Annotated in this window: 19 protein-coding genes; 17 read left to right on the top strand and 2 right to left on the bottom strand. The window is 71.8% G+C overall.

Annotation, left to right across the window (positions count from 1 at the left end):
• Positions 1-86: 86 nt before the first annotated feature.
• The gene (locus AC07F0_RS14260) at positions 87-1664 is read right to left on the bottom strand and encodes an oxidoreductase (protein WP_436729932.1); all 1578 of its coding nucleotides are present in this window, start codon (positions 1662-1664) and stop codon (positions 87-89) included.
• A 178-nt stretch (positions 1665-1842) separates the two neighbouring features.
• Between AC07F0_RS14260 and hisD the strand changes: the two genes are divergently transcribed.
• From hisD to hisF, 8 genes are read left to right on the top strand one after another with little or no spacing between them, the layout of a single operon-like run.
• Positions 1843-3168, top strand: coding sequence for a histidinol dehydrogenase (gene hisD / locus AC07F0_RS14265; protein ID WP_478978443.1), 1326 nt, complete (start codon positions 1843-1845; stop codon positions 3166-3168).
• The gene (locus AC07F0_RS14270; protein ID WP_436729934.1) at positions 3165-4277 is read left to right on the top strand and encodes a histidinol-phosphate transaminase; all 1113 of its coding nucleotides are present in this window, start codon (positions 3165-3167) and stop codon (positions 4275-4277) included. The genes hisD and AC07F0_RS14270 overlap by 4 nt, the downstream gene beginning before the upstream one ends.
• The gene (gene hisB / locus AC07F0_RS14275) at positions 4274-4867 is read left to right on the top strand and encodes an imidazoleglycerol-phosphate dehydratase HisB (RefSeq protein WP_003989586.1); all 594 of its coding nucleotides are present in this window, start codon (positions 4274-4276) and stop codon (positions 4865-4867) included. Before AC07F0_RS14270 ends, hisB begins: the two co-directional genes overlap by 4 nt.
• Positions 4864-5028: a hypothetical protein gene (locus AC07F0_RS14280; RefSeq protein ID WP_010039417.1), complete on the top strand. Its 165-nt coding sequence runs from the start codon at positions 4864-4866 to the stop codon at positions 5026-5028. The genes hisB and AC07F0_RS14280 overlap by 4 nt, the downstream gene beginning before the upstream one ends.
• Positions 5019-5690 (top strand): imidazole glycerol phosphate synthase subunit HisH, encoded by a 672-nt coding sequence (gene hisH / locus AC07F0_RS14285; RefSeq protein WP_478978446.1) that lies wholly within the window; start codon positions 5019-5021, stop codon positions 5688-5690. Before AC07F0_RS14280 ends, hisH begins: the two co-directional genes overlap by 10 nt.
• Positions 5687-6412 carry a bifunctional 1-(5-phosphoribosyl)-5-((5-phosphoribosylamino)methylideneamino)imidazole-4-carboxamide isomerase/phosphoribosylanthranilate isomerase PriA gene (gene priA, locus AC07F0_RS14290; protein WP_478978449.1) on the top strand — a complete coding sequence of 242 codons (726 nt, stop codon included), beginning with the start codon at positions 5687-5689 and terminating at the stop codon, positions 6410-6412. The genes hisH and priA overlap by 4 nt, the downstream gene beginning before the upstream one ends.
• Positions 6409-6810, top strand: a complete 402-nt coding sequence (locus AC07F0_RS14295; protein WP_436729936.1) for a RidA family protein — start codon at positions 6409-6411, stop codon at positions 6808-6810. The genes priA and AC07F0_RS14295 overlap by 4 nt, the downstream gene beginning before the upstream one ends.
• Entirely contained in the window at positions 6807-7562 is a 756-nt protein-coding gene (gene hisF, locus AC07F0_RS14300; protein ID WP_478978452.1) for an imidazole glycerol phosphate synthase subunit HisF, read from the top strand. The genes AC07F0_RS14295 and hisF overlap by 4 nt, the downstream gene beginning before the upstream one ends.
• Before the next feature lie 55 nt (positions 7563-7617).
• Here hisF and AC07F0_RS14305 read toward each other — a convergent pair whose 3' ends face one another.
• Positions 7618-8253 carry a TIGR03085 family metal-binding protein gene (locus AC07F0_RS14305; protein ID WP_317926878.1) on the bottom strand — a complete coding sequence of 212 codons (636 nt, stop codon included), beginning with the start codon at positions 8251-8253 and terminating at the stop codon, positions 7618-7620.
• Positions 8254-8336: 83 nt separating this feature from the next.
• On the opposite strand from AC07F0_RS14305, the gene hisI reads away from it, so the two are divergent.
• The 9 genes from hisI (at position 8337) to trpA (ending at position 15160) form a co-directional block, all read left to right on the top strand.
• The gene (gene hisI / locus AC07F0_RS14310) at positions 8337-8732 is read left to right on the top strand and encodes a phosphoribosyl-AMP cyclohydrolase (protein WP_478978455.1); all 396 of its coding nucleotides are present in this window, start codon (positions 8337-8339) and stop codon (positions 8730-8732) included.
• Between the two features lie 11 nt (positions 8733-8743).
• Positions 8744-10225 carry an anthranilate synthase component I gene (locus AC07F0_RS14315; RefSeq protein WP_436729938.1) on the top strand — a complete coding sequence of 494 codons (1482 nt, stop codon included), beginning with the start codon at positions 8744-8746 and terminating at the stop codon, positions 10223-10225.
• Between the two features lie 41 nt (positions 10226-10266).
• Positions 10267-10908: a TIGR02234 family membrane protein gene (locus tag AC07F0_RS14320; protein ID WP_478978458.1), complete on the top strand. Its 642-nt coding sequence runs from the start codon at positions 10267-10269 to the stop codon at positions 10906-10908.
• Positions 10909-11017: 109 nt separating this feature from the next.
• Positions 11018-11269: an HGxxPAAW family protein gene (locus tag AC07F0_RS14325; RefSeq protein ID WP_436729940.1), complete on the top strand. Its 252-nt coding sequence runs from the start codon at positions 11018-11020 to the stop codon at positions 11267-11269.
• Positions 11270-11352: 83 nt separating this feature from the next.
• Complete coding sequence (locus tag AC07F0_RS14330) at positions 11353-11787, top strand: DUF2752 domain-containing protein (protein WP_478978461.1); 435 nt, start codon at positions 11353-11355, stop codon at positions 11785-11787.
• A gap of 139 nt (positions 11788-11926) precedes the next feature.
• Positions 11927-12736, top strand: a complete 810-nt coding sequence (trpC, locus tag AC07F0_RS14335) for an indole-3-glycerol phosphate synthase TrpC (RefSeq protein WP_037668094.1) — start codon at positions 11927-11929, stop codon at positions 12734-12736.
• A 22-nt stretch (positions 12737-12758) separates the two neighbouring features.
• Positions 12759-12980 carry a tryptophan biosynthesis modulator TrpM gene (trpM, locus tag AC07F0_RS14340; protein ID WP_478978464.1) on the top strand — a complete coding sequence of 74 codons (222 nt, stop codon included), beginning with the start codon at positions 12759-12761 and terminating at the stop codon, positions 12978-12980.
• A 78-nt stretch (positions 12981-13058) separates the two neighbouring features.
• The gene (gene trpB / locus AC07F0_RS14345; protein WP_478978467.1) at positions 13059-14345 is read left to right on the top strand and encodes a tryptophan synthase subunit beta; all 1287 of its coding nucleotides are present in this window, start codon (positions 13059-13061) and stop codon (positions 14343-14345) included.
• The gene (trpA, locus tag AC07F0_RS14350; protein ID WP_478978470.1) at positions 14342-15160 is read left to right on the top strand and encodes a tryptophan synthase subunit alpha; all 819 of its coding nucleotides are present in this window, start codon (positions 14342-14344) and stop codon (positions 15158-15160) included. The genes trpB and trpA overlap by 4 nt, the downstream gene beginning before the upstream one ends.
• Positions 15161-15213 lie beyond the last annotated feature (53 nt).

Here is a 15213-nt window from a genome sequence, read left to right on the forward strand (position 1 = left end):
CGGTGAACTCGCGGAAAGTTGTACGCCACCAGGTCAAGAGAACGTAAAGGTGTGACAGTTCAACAACACTGGTCACAGCACCATCATCAGTTGCGCCGCAGCAACCGCGTCGCCCCCGCCGCCACCGTCGTCGCCAGGACCCAGCCCAGCAGGATCATGGCGGTCGCCAGCCACTGCCAGCCCCCGCGCAACTGCCAGAAGCCCACCTGGCCCAGGTCGATCACCGGCAGCAGCAGGTCGAGCGTGAACAGCGTGGGGTTCCACTCCGGATGCTCACCGCGCTTGAGGGGCGGATGCCCGGCCTGGGCGAAGGCGAGCGAGCCCGCCGCCCACAACACCGCCATCCACACCGCGGCCCGGCCCGGCCGGTACCCGTAGGCGACCGTCCAGTCCTGCGCGTAGCCCCACAGCTTGGCGGCCGGCGGCAGGCTCTCCCGGTGCCGGCGCTGCTTGGCGAGCAGCACCTCGCGGGCGTCCTCGTCCTCCCCGCCGGCCCGCAGCACGGCCGCGAGCCGCTCGTAGGGCTCCGGGTTGTACTCGGCGGTCGCCGCCGCCACCCAGTCCAGCCGCTCGGCCAGCGGGAACGGCCCGCGCGGCACCAGGTTCTCGTAGGTGAAGCCGCCCATGTGCAGCCGCCCCGGGCCGGGCCAGGCGTCCGCCCGGTCCATCAGGTTGACGATCTTCGCCCCCGACAGCACGACCCGCCCGCGCGCGGGACGCTCGCCGAGGAACCGCAGCTCCGGCGTCTGCACCCGGCGCAATGACAGCTCCTGGTCGTCGGTGAGGGTGAACCGGGCCTGCTCGAAGTCGACCGCGTCGCCGAACCGCCCGTCGTCCAGCCGGATCCCGCCCTCGCACGCGAACCGCTGGATCCGCGTCCCGCGCGCCGGGGTCATACCGCTCATCGCCTGGGCGCCGACGCCCGCCGGGGTCAGATACAGGCTGCGCTCGACGGTCAGCTGCGGGGCGTTGAAGGCGAGCCGCTCGTACGGGTTGGCCAGGCGGGCGCCGCGCAGGCTCAGGGACACGCCGATGGTGGCGGCGCGCAGGCTCAGCTCGCCGTGCGACTCCAGCAGCTCGGCCTGTAAGTCCTGGCCGACCGTCAGGCCGTCCGCGGCGATCGACCGGCCGCTGCGGTCCCGGTGCACGATCGCCTGGTTGAGCATCAGATCCGTGCCGATCTGCGCGTCCGTGAGCCGGATACCGCGGTGGAAGCGGCAGCGCGGCAGATGCAGATCGCCCTCCGTCTGCACCCGGGCCGCCTCCAGCCGCGGCACCGAGCAGTCCACCATCCGCACGGTCGTGAAACGGGCCTCCGGCAACAGCACGTCCTGCTCGAACCGGCACTGGCGCATCTCGACGTACGGCACCACCGTGCCGCCCGCGAGGTCCAGCGAGCCGCTGATCCGCACGCCGGCCAGCTTCAGCGAGGACACCCGGCCGGCCAGGGCGGGCGGGCCGTCCAGGAGCAGCCAGCAGACGATCCGGGCCCGCACGGTCCGCTCCTCGCCCCAGGGGTGGCCGCCGTGCGGATCGTCCACCACGGGGTCGCCGCTGCTCAGGTCGTACACGCTGCCGTTGCGGAACGCCTGCCACATTCCGGCCTCGGCCGCCGTCAGGTCGTCGGGCAGCTCCCCGGCACGCACGCCGGCCCCCTCGGTCACGTCTCTTCCTTCCTCCCCGGCTACTCGCGGGTCAGATGCTTCGTACACCTGTTCATGCCCGCTGAGTGACGCCCCGAACGCGAAACGTGAAGGGGATCTTCCGGGGTCCGGCGCCGGTCTGTATCAGCCATTGATACGAGCGAACGGCGCGGGAATCGGGTCTGAGAGAATTGAGCACGTGATCTCCCGAATCGATCTGCGCGGCGACGCCCTCCCCGAGGGCCCCGCCCTGCGTGACCTGCTGCCCCGAGCCGAGTTCGACGTTCAGGCCGCACTGGAGAAGGTGCGTCCGATCTGCGAGGACGTGCATCATCGGGGCGACGCGGCGCTGATCGAGTACGCCGAGCGGTTCGACGGGGTCAGGCTCGACCAGGTGCGGGTGCCGGCCGCCGCGCTCACACGCGCGCTTCAGGAGCTGGACCCGGCCGTGCGCGCGGCCCTGGAGGAGTCCATCCGGCGCGCCCGGACCGTCCACCGCGAGCAGCGCCGCAGCACGCACACCACCCAGGTGGTGCCCGGCGGCTCCGTGACCGAGAAGTGGGTCCCGGTCGACCGGGTCGGGCTGTACGCGCCCGGCGGCCGGTCCGTGTATCCCTCCTCCGTGGTCATGAACGTCGTGCCCGCGCAGGAGGCCGGCGTCGAGTCCATCGCGCTCGCCTCCCCGGCCCAGGCCGAGTTCAACGGGCTGCCGCACCCCACGATCCTCGCCGCCTGCGCCCTGCTCGGCGTCGACGAGGTGTACGCGGCAGGCGGTGCCACGGCCGTCGCGATGTTCGCGTACGGCACCGAGTCCTGCCCGCCCGCCACCATGGTCACCGGCCCCGGCAACATCTGGGTCGCCGCCGCCAAGCGCTACTTCACCGGCAAGATCGGCATCGACGCCGAGGCCGGCCCGACCGAGATCGCGGTCCTCGCCGACGACACGGCCGACCCGGTGCACGTCGCCTCCGACCTGATCAGCCAGGCCGAGCACGACCCGCTGGCCGCCGCCGTCCTGGTCACCGACTCCGCCGAGCTCGCGGACGCCGTGGAGAAGGAGCTGGAGCCGCAGGTCGCGGCCACCAGGCACGTCGACGACCGGATCGTCCCGGCCCTGTCCGGCAAGCAGTCCGCCATCGTCCTGGTCGACGGTGTCGACGAGGGCCTGAAGGTGGTCGACGCGTACGGCGCCGAGCACCTGGAGATCCAGACGGCCGACGCCGCCGCCGTGGCCGACCGCGTCAGGAACGCCGGCGCGATCTTCATCGGCCCCTGGGCGCCGGTCTCCCTCGGCGACTACGCGGCCGGCTCCAACCACGTCCTGCCCACCGGCGGCTGCGCCTGCCACTCCTCGGGCCTGTCCGTCCAGTCCTTCCTGCGCGGCATCCACATCGTCGACTACACGAAGGACGCCCTGGCCGAGGTCGCGCACCACGTGGTCACGCTGGCGGAGGCGGAGGACCTGCCCGCGCACGGCGCGGCGATCAAGGCGAGGTTCGGCTGGAAGGTACCCGAGAGCAAGTGAGCGACGTACGCATCGACGATCTGCCCGTACGGGACGAGCTGCGCGGCAAGTCCCCCTACGGCGCGCCCCAGCTGGACGTCCCCGTCCGGCTGAACACCAACGAGAACCCCTACCCGCTGCCCGAGCCGCTGGTCGAGCGCATCGCCGAGCGGGTCCGTGAGGCGGCCCGCAACCTCAACCGCTACCCGGACCGGGACGCGGTCGAACTGCGCACGAAGCTCGCCGAGTACCTGACGGACACGTCCGGTCACGAGGTCGGCCTCGCCAACGTCTGGGCGGCCAACGGCTCCAACGAGGTCATCCAGCAGCTGCTGCAGACCTTCGGCGGGCCCGGCCGCACCGCGATCGGCTTCGAGCCGTCGTACTCGATGCACGGGCTCATCGCACGCGGTACGGGCACCGGCTGGATCTCGGGGCCGCGGGGCGACGACTTCACGATCGACCTCGCCGCCGCCGAGAAGGCGATCGCCGAGCACCGGCCCGACGTCGTCTTCATCACCACCCCCAACAACCCCACCGGCAACGCGGTCCCGCCCGAGACGGTCCTCGCGCTCTACGAGGCCGCGCAGGCGGCGAAGCCGTCGATGGTCGTCGTCGACGAGGCGTACATCGAGTTCAGCCACGGCGACTCCCTGCTGCCGCTGCTCGACGGGCGCCCGCACCTCGTCGTCTCCCGCACGATGTCGAAGGCGTTCGGCGCCGCCGGCCTACGGCTGGGCTACCTCGCCGCGCACCCGGCCGTCGTCGACGCCGTCCAGCTCGTCCGGCTGCCCTACCACCTGTCGGCCGTCACCCAGGCGACCGCCCTGGCCGCCCTGGAACACACCGACACGCTGCTGGGCTATGTCGAACAGCTCAAGGCCGAGCGGGACCGCCTGGTCACCGAACTGCGCGCCACCGGCTACGAGGTCGTCGAGTCCGACGCCAACTTCGTGCAGTTCGGCCGGTTCGAGGACGCGCACACGGCCTGGCGGAAGATCCTCGACCGGGGCGTCCTGGTCCGGGACAACGGCATCCCCGGGTGGCTGCGGGTGTCGGCCGGCACCCCCGAAGAGAACGACGCGTTCCTCGACGCGGTACGTGCACTGAAGAAGGAGCAGAGTTCATGAGCCGCACAGGACGCGTGGAGCGGACGACCAAGGAAACCTCGGTCCTCGTCGAGATCGACCTCGACGGCACCGGCAAGACGGAGATCTCCACCGGCGTCGGCTTCTACGACCACATGCTCGACCAGCTCGGCCGGCACGGTCTGTTCGACCTGACCGTGAAGACCGAGGGCGACCTGCACATCGACTCGCACCACACCATCGAGGACACCGCCCTCGCCCTCGGCGCCGCCTTCAAGCAGGCCCTCGGCGACAAGGTCGGCATCTACCGCTTCGGCAACTGCACGGTCCCGCTGGACGAGTCCCTCGCCCAGGTCACCGTCGACCTGTCCGGCCGCCCCTACCTCGTGCACACCGAGCCCGAGAAGATGGCGCCGATGATCGGCGAGTACGACACCACGATGACCCGGCACATCCTGGAGTCCTTCGTCGCCCAGGCCCAGATCGCGCTGCACGTGCACGTGCCCTACGGGCGCAACGCCCACCACATCGTGGAGTGCCAGTTCAAGGCGCTGGCCCGGGCCCTGCGCTACGCCTCCGAGCGCGACCCGCGCGCGGCCGGCATCCTCCCCTCCACGAAGGGCGCCCTGTGAACGGCATCTCGACCCTGCTGATCGTCGTCGGCCTGTTCCTCGTCGGCGGGATCTACTCCTTCGTCAAGCAGAAGATGCCCAAGGGCCTGATCGTGCTGCTCTCCATCGGCGCCGCGATGTGCCTGGCGGCCGGTGTCGTGAGGCTGGAGGTGTGGAATTGAGCGCCCCGTCGAGTGCCACCTCGAAGAAGCAGAAGAAGGTCGTCGTCTTCGACTACGGCTTCGGCAACGTCCGCTCCGCCGAGCGCGCCCTCGCGCGCGCGGGGGCCGACGTCGAGATCACGCGTGACTACGACAAGGCCATGAACGCCGACGGGCTGCTCGTGCCCGGCGTCGGCGCCTTCGCCTCCTGCATGAAGGGCCTGCGTGAGGCGCGCGGCGACTGGATCGTCGACCGCAGGCTGTCCGGCGGCCGCCCCGTCATGGGCATCTGCGTGGGCATGCAGATCCTCTTCGCCCGCGGCATCGAGCACGGCGTGGAGAGCGAGGGCCTCGACGAGTGGCCCGGCTCGGTCGAACCGCTCCAGGCCGAGATCGTGCCCCACATGGGCTGGAACACCGTCGACGCGGCGGCCGGCTCGCAGCTGTTCGCCGGCCTGGACGCGGACGCGCGCTTCTACTTCGTGCACTCCTACGCCGTCCACGACTGGTCGCTGGAGACCCACAACCCGGCGATGGAGGCCCCCAAGGTCACCTGGTCCACGCACGGCAAGCCGTTCGTCGCGGCCGTCGAGAACGGCGCCCTGTGGGCCACGCAGTTCCACCCCGAGAAGTCCGGCGACGCCGGAGCCCAGCTCCTCACCAACTGGATCGGAACACTGTGAGCAAGCTCGAACTCCTCCCCGCCGTCGACGTCCGTGACGGCCAGGCGGTGCGCCTGGTGCACGGCGAGTCCGGTACGGAGACCTCCTACGGCTCGCCCCTGGAGGCCGCCCTCGCCTGGCAGCGGTCCGGCGCCGAGTGGCTGCACCTGGTCGACCTGGACGCCGCCTTCGGCACCGGCGACAACCGCGCGCTGATCGCCGAGGTCACCGAGGCCATGGACATCAAGGTGGAGCTGTCCGGCGGCATCCGCGACGACGACACCCTCGCCGCCGCCCTGGCCACCGGCTGCACCCGCGTGAACCTGGGCACGGCCGCCCTGGAGGCCCCCGAGTGGGTCGCCAAGGTCATCGCCGAGCACGGTGACAAGATCGCGGTCGGCCTGGACGTCCGCGGCACGACCCTGCGCGGCCGCGGCTGGACCCGCGACGGCGGCGACCTCTACGAGACGCTGGAGCGCCTGAACAAGGAGGGCTGCGCGCGGTACGTCGTCACGGACATCGCCAAGGACGGCACCCTCCAGGGCCCCAACCTGGAGCTGCTGAAGAACGTCTGCGCGGCCACGGACCGCCCGGTGGTGGCCTCCGGCGGTGTCTCGTCGCTCGACGACCTCCGTGCGATCGCCGAGCTCGTCCCGCTCGGTGTCGAGGGCGCGATCGTAGGGAAGGCGCTGTACGCGAAGGCATTCACCCTGGAAGAGGCATTGGAGACTGTGTCGTCATGAGCGATGCCGTACGGCGCGTGCAGAGCGGAAGTCCCTGGGAAGAGAGTTTCGGTTTCGCACGCGCCGTGGCGGCGGGCGATCGGGTGCTGGTGGCGGGCACGACACCCTTCAAGGGCGATGTGCTGTACGGGGAGGGCGACCCGTACGAGCAGGCCAAGGCGGCCTTCACCAGCGCCCTCGAAGCGATCGGCGAGTTCGGGCTCGGTATCGGGTCCGTGGTCCGGACGCGAATGTATCTGGCACACACGCGCGACCTCGACGAGGTGGGCCGGGCCCACAAGGAGCTGTTCGACTCCGTGCGCCCGGTCGCGTCCTTCCTCGTGGTGGACGGCTTCGTCGACCCGCGCGTCCTGGTGTCGGTGGAACTAGAGGCATTCAGAGGAACGGTGGATTCATGACCCTGGCGGTCCGAGTCATCCCCTGCCTGGACGTGGACAACGGCCGGGTCGTCAAGGGCGTCAACTTCCAGAACCTGCGCGACGCGGGCGACCCCGTCGAGATGGCCAAGGTGTACGACGCCGAGGGCGCCGACGAGCTGACGTTCCTGGACATCACCGCCTCGTCGGGCAACCGCGAGACGACCTACGACGTGGTGCGCCGCACGGCCGAGCAGGTGTTCATCCCGCTCACGGTCGGCGGCGGGGTGCGCACCGCCGAGGACGTGGACAAGCTGCTGCGGGCCGGCGCGGACAAGGTCGGCGTCAACACGGCCGCGATCGCCCGCCCGGAGCTGATCCGGGAGATCGCCGAACGCTTCGGCCGCCAGGTCCTGGTCCTGTCGGTGGACGCGCGCCGCACCGAGTCCGGCTCCTTCGAGGTGACCACCCACGGCGGCCGTCGCGGCACCGGCATCGACGCCGTCGAGTGGGCGCACCAGGCCGCCGAGCTGGGCGCCGGCGAGATCCTGCTCAACTCCATGGACGCGGACGGCACCAAGGACGGCTACGACCTGGAGATGATCCGGGCCGTCCGGGGGCACGTGACCGTCCCGGTCATCGCCTCGGGCGGCGCGGGCAAGCTGACGGACTTCCCGCCGGCCATCGCGGCGGGCGCGGACGCGGTACTGGCCGCGTCGGTGTTCCACTTCGGGGACCTGCGCATCGGCGAGGTCAAGCAGACGCTGCGGGAGGCGGGCCACCCGGTGCGGTGACCCGCATGTCGGAAGCCCCGGTCGCGTGCTGCGGCCGGGGTTTCCTCATGCCTCCTCAGATCCCGAGCTGCTTCGTCTCGTGCAGCTTCGCGATGGCGTCCTCGTCGCCGTCCAGCTCGACCTTTGCCTTGCTCTGCCGGCCGTAGGAGAACAGCACCAGCTCCGAGGGCTCACCCGTCACCGTCACCACCGGCGCGCCCCGCTGGGCGACGACCGTCTGGCCGTCCGGGCGGCGCAGCACCAGGCCCGTCGGGACGCTGCGCCCCATCAGCCGGGCGGTGCGCTCCAGCCGGGACCACAGGGCGTCCTGGAAGACCGTGTCGAGCTCGCGCGGTGACCAGTCGGGCTGGGCGCGCCGGACGTCCTCCGTGTGGACGTAGAACTCGATGATGTTGGACATCTCGTCGACCGGCTTGAGCGAGAAGGGCGAGAAGCGGGGCGGCCCCGTACGGATCAGCTGGATCAGCTCCTCGTACGGCTTGTCGGTGTACTCCGCCATCACCCGGTCCAGGCGCGGCGCGAGCTGCTTGATCAGTATCCCGCCGGCGGCGTCCGGGCGGCGCTCGCGCACCACCACGTGCGCCGCGAGGTCCCGGGTGGTCCAGCCCTCGCACAGGGTGGGCGCGTCCGGGCCCGCGGTCTCCAACAGATCGGCGAGGAGAAGTCGTTCACGCTTGGCATGGGTCGACATGGAGTCAGCCTACGACCGGCTCGGAGGTCCGCACAGTGGACACTCCACCTGGCCTGTCAGTGGCGCGCGGCACAATGGTCGGCATGACCAGCACGTCCCCCCGGCCCAGCCGTCTCGACCCGGAGATCGCCGCCCGCCTCAAGCGCAGCGCCGACGGCCTCCTGCCCGCCATCGCCCAGCAGTACGACACCGGAGAGGTGCTGATGCTCGGCTGGATGGACGACGAGGCGCTGCATCGCACCCTGACCACCGGCCGGTGCACGTACTGGTCCCGCAGCCGCCAGGAGCACTGGGTCAAGGGCGACACCTCCGGACACTTCCAGTGGGTGAAGTCCGTCGCCCTCGACTGCGACGCCGACACCGTCCTGGTGAAGGTCGACCAGGTCGGCGCCGCCTGCCACACCGGCGCGCGCACCTGCTTCGACGAGGACGTGCTCCTCAAGGACGGCGGCTCCGACGCCCCCGCCTCGGATCAGTAGGGTCAGCGGCCATGGACCTCGAGACGTTCCGCAAGCTCGCCACCGACCGGCGGGTCATTCCCGTCACCCGCAAGCTCCTCGCCGACGGCGACACCCCGGTCGCGCTCTACCGCAAGCTCGCCGCCGAGCGCCCGGGCACCTTCCTGCTGGAGTCCGCGGAGAACGGCCGCTCGTGGTCCCGGTACTCCTTCGTGGGCGTGCGGTCGGCGGCGACGCTGACCGAGCGCGACGGACAGGCCCACTGGCTCGGTGCCCCGCCCGTCGGCGTCCCCGTCGACGGCGACCCCCTCGCCGCGCTGCGCGCCACCATCGAGGCCCTGCACACGCCCCACCAGGACGGCATGCCGCCCTTCACCGGCGGCATGGTCGGCTACCTCGGCTACGACATCGTCCGCCGCCTGGAGAAGATCGGCCCCGGCGAGCGCGACGACCTGAAGCTCCCCGAGCTGACCATGCTCCTCACCAGCGATCTGGCGGTCATGGACCACTGGGAGGGCTCGGTCCTGCTGATCGCCAACGCGATCAACCACAACGACCTGGACACCGGCGTCGACGAGGCCTACGCGGACGCCGTGGCCCGGCTCGACGCCATGGAGGCCGACCTCTCCCGCGCGGTCGCCCAGCCCCCGGCCGCGCTCCCGCCCTCCGAGCTCCCCGAGTACACGGCGCTGTGGGGCGGCCCCGACTTCCAGGAGGCCGTCGAGGACATCAAGGAGCGCATCCGGGCCGGGGAGGCCTTCCAGGTGGTTCCCTCCCAGCGCTTCGAGACGCCGTGCACGGCGAGCGCGCTGGACGTCTACCGGGTGCTGCGGGCCACCAACCCGTCCCCGTACATGTACCTGTTCCGCTTCGACGGCTTCGACGTCGTCGGCTCGTCCCCCGAGGCCCTGGTCAAGGTCGAGGACGGCCGGGCCATGGTGCACCCCATCGCCGGCACCCGCTGGCGCGGCGCCACCCCGCAGGAGGACCAGGCCCTCGCCGACGAGCTGCTCGCCGACCCCAAGGAGCGCGCCGAGCACCTCATGCTCGTCGACCTGGGGCGCAACGACCTGGGGCGGGTCTGCGAGCCCGGCTCCGTCGAGGTCGTCGACTTCATGTCCGTCGAGCGGTACTCGCACGTGATGCACATCGTCTCGACGGTGACCGGCCGCGTCGCCCCGGGCCGCACCGCCTTCGACGTCCTCACGGCCTGCTTCCCGGCCGGCACCCTCTCCGGCGCCCCGAAGCCGCGCGCCATGCAGATCATCGACGAACTCGAACCGTCCCGGCGCGGGCTGTACGGCGGCTGCGTCGGCTACCTCGACTTCGCGGGCGACTCCGACACGGCCATCGCCATCCGCACGGCCCTCCTCCGGGACGGCACCGCGTACGTGCAGGCCGGCGCGGGCATCGTCGCCGACTCCGACCCGGTCGCCGAGGACACCGAGTGCCGCAACAAGGCGGCGGCGGTCCTCAGGGCCGTCCACACGGCGAACCGGCTGGGAAAGGCCTGAGATGAACCCCGGGTGATGGTTCGCCCGGGGTTCAGGCGATAGTGGGGTACGTGACTGCTGTACCTCACCCCCGTTCCGAAGCCGCCGGATCCGCCCGGGCCGGCCGCCTGAGCCTCGCCGTCGCGCTGCTGTGCGGCGCGCTCGGCGCGGCCGTGGCGCTGCTCGCCACCCGGCAGCGCTGGGCGGAGGGCACCGCGACGGTGGCCGGCGGTGCCTTCCCCCTGACCGCCAAGGGCAGCGACGTCACGGGCGTACCCGCGGCGCTCGCCATAGTGGGCCTCGCCGCGCTCGTCGCCGTCTTCGCCGTCCGCCGGGCCGGCCGCTTCGTCGTGGCCGGGCTGCTGGCGCTCTCCGGCGCGGGCATCGTCGCCGCCGCCCTGCTCGGCGCCACCGACGGCGCCGCGCTCGACGAGCAGGCCGCCCAGGCCGCCGGCGACACCTCCGCCTCCGTGGACACCCTCAGCCACACCGCCTGGCCCTATGTCGCGGCCGTCGGCGGAGTCCTGATCCTCCTGGCCGGGCTGCTCGCCCTGCGCTACGGCCGGCTGTGGCCCGCGATGTCCGGCCGCTACGAGCGGAGCGGCACCCCCCAGCCGCGCCGCAAGGCCCCCGCCGTCGACCCCGACCGGCCCGAGGACCTGTGGAAGGCACTCGACCGGGGTGAGGACCCCACCGGGGCGTGAGCCCACCCGGAGGAGCGGGGGACACCCCCGCTCACAGCGGGGGCGCGCGTGCGGGACAATGAGCCCGAGCGTCCTGCTCAGACACGCACACAGCAATGAGGAGCAAGCAATGGCGGGCAGCAGCCACGGTCACACCCCGGCCGCCTGGACCGGTGTCACGATCGCCTTCATCGGTTTCTGCGTCGCGGGCGCGTTCATGGTGATGGACCAGCCCCTGGGCTTCTGGGCGGGCATGGTCGTCGTCCTCCTCGGCGGTGTCGTCGGCGGCATCATGCGGATGATGGGGCTCGGCCAGCCCAAGGACCTGCACCAGCCGCACGCGATGACGGGCGACCGCGAGCCCGCGCGCGCCGAGGGCTGACCCCCGCGGAACACCGCGTCGTCGCGCGAGGGGCGGCCGGCACCGGGGTGCCGGAGCCGCCCCTCACGCGTGTGCGGGGCACAATGCGTACCGTGAACGCCGACAGCCGAAGGGTGACGCACAGCGTCCCGGGCCGCCTGGCCGTCCCCGCCGGGGTTCTCGCGGCCGCCGCCGCCGCGTTCGCCTACGTGGGCGCGGTCGACCCCAACGAACCCGGCCACTACCCCGTCTGCCCGCTGTTGCACTACACCGGCCTGTACTGCCCCGGCTGCGGCGGGCTGCGCAGCGCGCACGCCTTCGTCCACGGCGATCTCCCGGCGGCGCTGCACGCCAACGCGCTCGCCGTCCTGGGCTATCTGGCCTTCGCCGTGCTGTGGACCGTCTGGGTGGTCCAGGCGGTGCGCGGGCGCCCGCTGCGGATCGACCCCCGCCCGGGCCTGGTGTGGAGCTTCGGCGCGTTGCTGCTGGTCTTCACGGTTGTCCGGAACCTGCCCTTCGGAGGCTGGCTCCATCCTTGATCAACTGGCGGATGTCCAGGTAGTGGGACCGCCGTCAACCGGATGCGAAGCCTACGCCCCGCTGCGGATACCATCGCAGTGACCATCGGTTTTCGAACGGTCGCTGGAACTGTCAAGAGTCTGGAAGGGGGCCGCTCGCGTGAGTGTGCTCGACGAGATCATCGACGGAGTCCGTGCCGACCTCGCGGAGCGGCAGGCGCGCGTCAGCCTCGACGAGCTCAAGGAGCGCGCGGCGAAGGCTCCCGCGGCCAAGGACGGCGCGGCCGCACTGCGCGGCGACGGCGTCAAGGTCATCTGCGAGGTCAAGCGCTCCAGCCCCTCCAAGGGTGCGCTGGCCGCGATCGCCGACCCGGCCGGACTCGCCGCGGACTACGAGGCGGGTGGCGCCGCCGTCATCTCCGTCCTCACCGAACAGCGGCGCTTCGGCGGCTCGCTCGCCGACCTCGAAGCGGTCCGCGCCCGCGTGGACATCCCGGTCCTGCGCAAGGACTTCATCGTCACGTCGTACCAGCTGTGGGAGGCCCGCGCCTACGGCGCCGACGTCGTCCTGCTGATCGTCGCCGCCCTCGACCAGCCCGCCCTGGAGTCCCTCATCGAGCGCGCCGAGTCCATCGGGCTCACCCCGCTCGTCGAGGTGCACGACGAGGACGAGGTCGAGCGCGCGGTCGACGCCGGCGCCCGCGTGATCGGCGTCAACGCGCGCAACCTCAAGACCCTCGAGGTCGACCGCGGCACGTTCGAGCGCGTGGCACCGGAGATCCCCGACCACATCATCAAGATCGCCGAGTCCGGCGTCCGCGGCCCGCACGACCTCATCGCCTACGCCAACGCCGGCGCCGACGCGGTCCTGGTGGGCGAGTCCCTCGTCACCGGCAAGGACCCCAAGACGGCGGTCTCCGACCTGGTGGCGGCGGGCGAACATCCCGCACTCCGGCACGGCCGGGGCTGATCTCCCGCTAGGCTTGGCCCCGATGACTCTCACCATGACGACCGTGGACAGGTACGCCCGCCTCGCGCGCGGCTGCCGCCCCCGCGGCTGCCGAGCCCCCGCGCGCCGCGTCCACGGCCGCCGGGTCCGCTACGTCATCGGTGACGAGCCGGGCCAGGTGAACGGCATGCGATGGCCTGCCTTCGGGGGCGCGGGGCTCTGTTTGATCAGCGGCTACCGCCGCGCGGGCGCGACCGGCCACTGACGGCCCGCGGCCAACAGTCGAAGCCCCGCCCCCACGGCGACTAGTGCATTTCCACACACTCACCGTGAAGGTTTCCGCATGCCCAGCCATTTCTTCATCCCCGACCCCGAGGGGCACACGCCCAACCCCGAAGGCTACTTCGGGACATTCGGCGGCAAGTTCATCCCGGAGGCCCTCGTCGCCGCAGTCGACGAGGTGGCCGTCGAGTACGACAAGGCCAAGCACGACCCCGAGTTCGCCGAGGAACTCGACGACCTCCTGGTCAACTACACCGGCCGCCCGTCGGCCCTCACGGATGTGCCCCGCTTCGCCGAGCACGCCGGAGGCGCACGCGTCTTCCTCAAGCGCGAGGACCTCAACCACACCGGCTCCCACAAGATCAACAACGTCCTCGGCCAGGCCCTGCTCACCAAGCGCATGGGCAAGACCCGCGTCATCGCCGAGACGGGCGCCGGCCAGCACGGCGTTGCCACGGCCACGGCCTGCGCGCTCTTCGGCCTCGAGTGCACCATCTACATGGGCGAGATCGACACCCAGCGCCAGGCCCTCAACGTGGCCCGCATGCGCATGCTCGGCGCCGAGGTCATCGCCGTGAAGTCGGGCAGCCGCACACTCAAGGACGCGATCAACGAGGCGTTCCGCGACTGGGTCGCCAACGTCGACCACACGCACTACCTCTTCGGCACGGTCGCCGGACCCCACCCCTTCCCGGCGATGGTCCGCGACTTCCACCGCGTCATCGGCGTGGAGGCCCGCCGCCAGCTCCTGGAGCGCGCGGGCCGGCTCCCCGACGCGGCCGTCGCCTGCGTCGGCGGCGGCTCCAACGCCATCGGCCTCTTCCACGCCTTCATCCCGGACGAGTCCGTCCGCCTCATCGGCTGCGAGCCGGCCGGGCACGGCGTCGACACCGGCGAGCACGCGGCGACCCTGACCGCCGGCGAACCCGGCATCCTGCACGGCTCCCGCAGTTACGTCCTCCAGGACGACGAGGGCCAGATCACCGAGCCGTACTCGATCTCGGCCGGTCTGGACTACCCGGGCATCGGCCCCGAGCACTCCTACCTCAAGGACTCCGGCCGCGGTGAATACCGCGCGGTCACGGACGACGCGGCCATGCAGGCCCTGCGCCTGCTGTCCCGCACCGAGGGCATCATCCCGGCCATCGAGAGCGCCCACGCGCTGGCCGGTGCCCTGGAGGTCGGCAGGGAACTGGGCAAGGACGGGCTGATCGTGGTCAACCTGTCCGGCCGCGGCGACAAGGACATGGACACCGCCGCCCGCTACTTCGGCCTCTACGACACCGACGCCGAGGTCGCCGCCGACGCGGACACCGACACCGCCGAGATCGAGGGGGACGCCAAGTGAGCGGGAACATCCAGCTGTTGAGCGACACTCTCGCCGCGGCGAAGTCCGAGGGCCGGTCCGCGCTCATCGCCTACCTCCCGGCCGGGTTCCCGACCGTGGACGGCGGCATCGAGGCGATCAAGGCCGCCCTGGACGGCGGCGCAGACGTCGTCGAGGTCGGTCTGCCGCACAGCGACCCCGTTCTCGACGGGCCCGTCATCCAGACCGCCGACGACATCGCCCTGCGCGGCGGCGTGAAGATCGCCGACGTGATGCGCACGGTCCGCGAGGCCCACGCGGCCACCGGCAAGCCGGTCCTCGTCATGACGTACTGGAACCCCATCGACCGCTACGGCGTCGAGCGGTTCACCGCCGAGCTCGCCGAGGCGGGCGGCGCCGGGTGCATCCTGCCCGACCTGCCCGTGCAGGAGTCGGCACTGTGGAGGGAGCACGCGGAGAAGCACGGCCTGGCCACCGTCTTCGTCGTCGCGCCCAGCAGCAGGGACCAGCGGCTCGCGCAGATCACCGCGGCGGGCAGCGGCTTCGTCTACGCCGCCTCCCTCATGGGTGTCACCGGCACCCGCGCGTCGGTCAGCTCGCAGGCCGAGGACCTGGTGGCACGCACCCGGGCCACCGGCACGGACCTGCCGGTCTGCGTCGGCCTCGGCGTCTCCAACGCCAGCCAGGCCGCCGAGGTCGCCGGCTTCGCCGACGGCGTGATCGTCGGCTCGGCCTTCGTCAAGGCCATGCTGGACGCCCCGGACGACGCGGCCGGTGTCGAGGCCGTGCGCTCGCTCGCGGGTGCCCTCGCGAAGGGCGTGCGCGGACAGGCGTAGAAGAGCCGGACGTCGGACAGGTCCCTCGTACGGGTGGACCTGGGGCCGGGGAG

This window comes from Streptomyces sp. NPDC045955 (assembly GCF_056430805.1).

What these genes read in the sequence shown, in the direction of transcription:
- hisB (WP_003989586.1), top strand. Translation starts at nt 4,274, where the DNA reads ATGAGCCGCACAGGACGCGTGGAGCGGACGACCAAGGAAACCTCGGTC.
- AC07F0_RS14295 (WP_436729936.1), top strand. Translation starts at nt 6,409, where the DNA reads ATGAGCGATGCCGTACGGCGCGTGCAGAGCGGAAGTCCCTGGGAAGAG.
- hisF (WP_478978452.1), top strand. Translation starts at nt 6,807, where the DNA reads ATGACCCTGGCGGTCCGAGTCATCCCCTGCCTGGACGTGGACAACGGC.
- AC07F0_RS14305 (WP_317926878.1), bottom strand. Translation starts at nt 8,253, where the DNA reads ATGTCGACCCATGCCAAGCGTGAACGACTTCTCCTCGCCGATCTGTTG.
- hisI (WP_478978455.1), top strand. Translation starts at nt 8,337, where the DNA reads ATGACCAGCACGTCCCCCCGGCCCAGCCGTCTCGACCCGGAGATCGCC.
- AC07F0_RS14315 (WP_436729938.1), top strand. Translation starts at nt 8,744, where the DNA reads ATGGACCTCGAGACGTTCCGCAAGCTCGCCACCGACCGGCGGGTCATT.
- AC07F0_RS14325 (WP_436729940.1), top strand. Translation starts at nt 11,018, where the DNA reads ATGGCGGGCAGCAGCCACGGTCACACCCCGGCCGCCTGGACCGGTGTC.
- AC07F0_RS14330 (WP_478978461.1), top strand. Translation starts at nt 11,353, where the DNA reads ATGCGTACCGTGAACGCCGACAGCCGAAGGGTGACGCACAGCGTCCCG.
- trpM (WP_478978464.1), top strand. Translation starts at nt 12,759, where the DNA reads ATGACTCTCACCATGACGACCGTGGACAGGTACGCCCGCCTCGCGCGC.
- trpB (WP_478978467.1), top strand. Translation starts at nt 13,059, where the DNA reads ATGCCCAGCCATTTCTTCATCCCCGACCCCGAGGGGCACACGCCCAAC.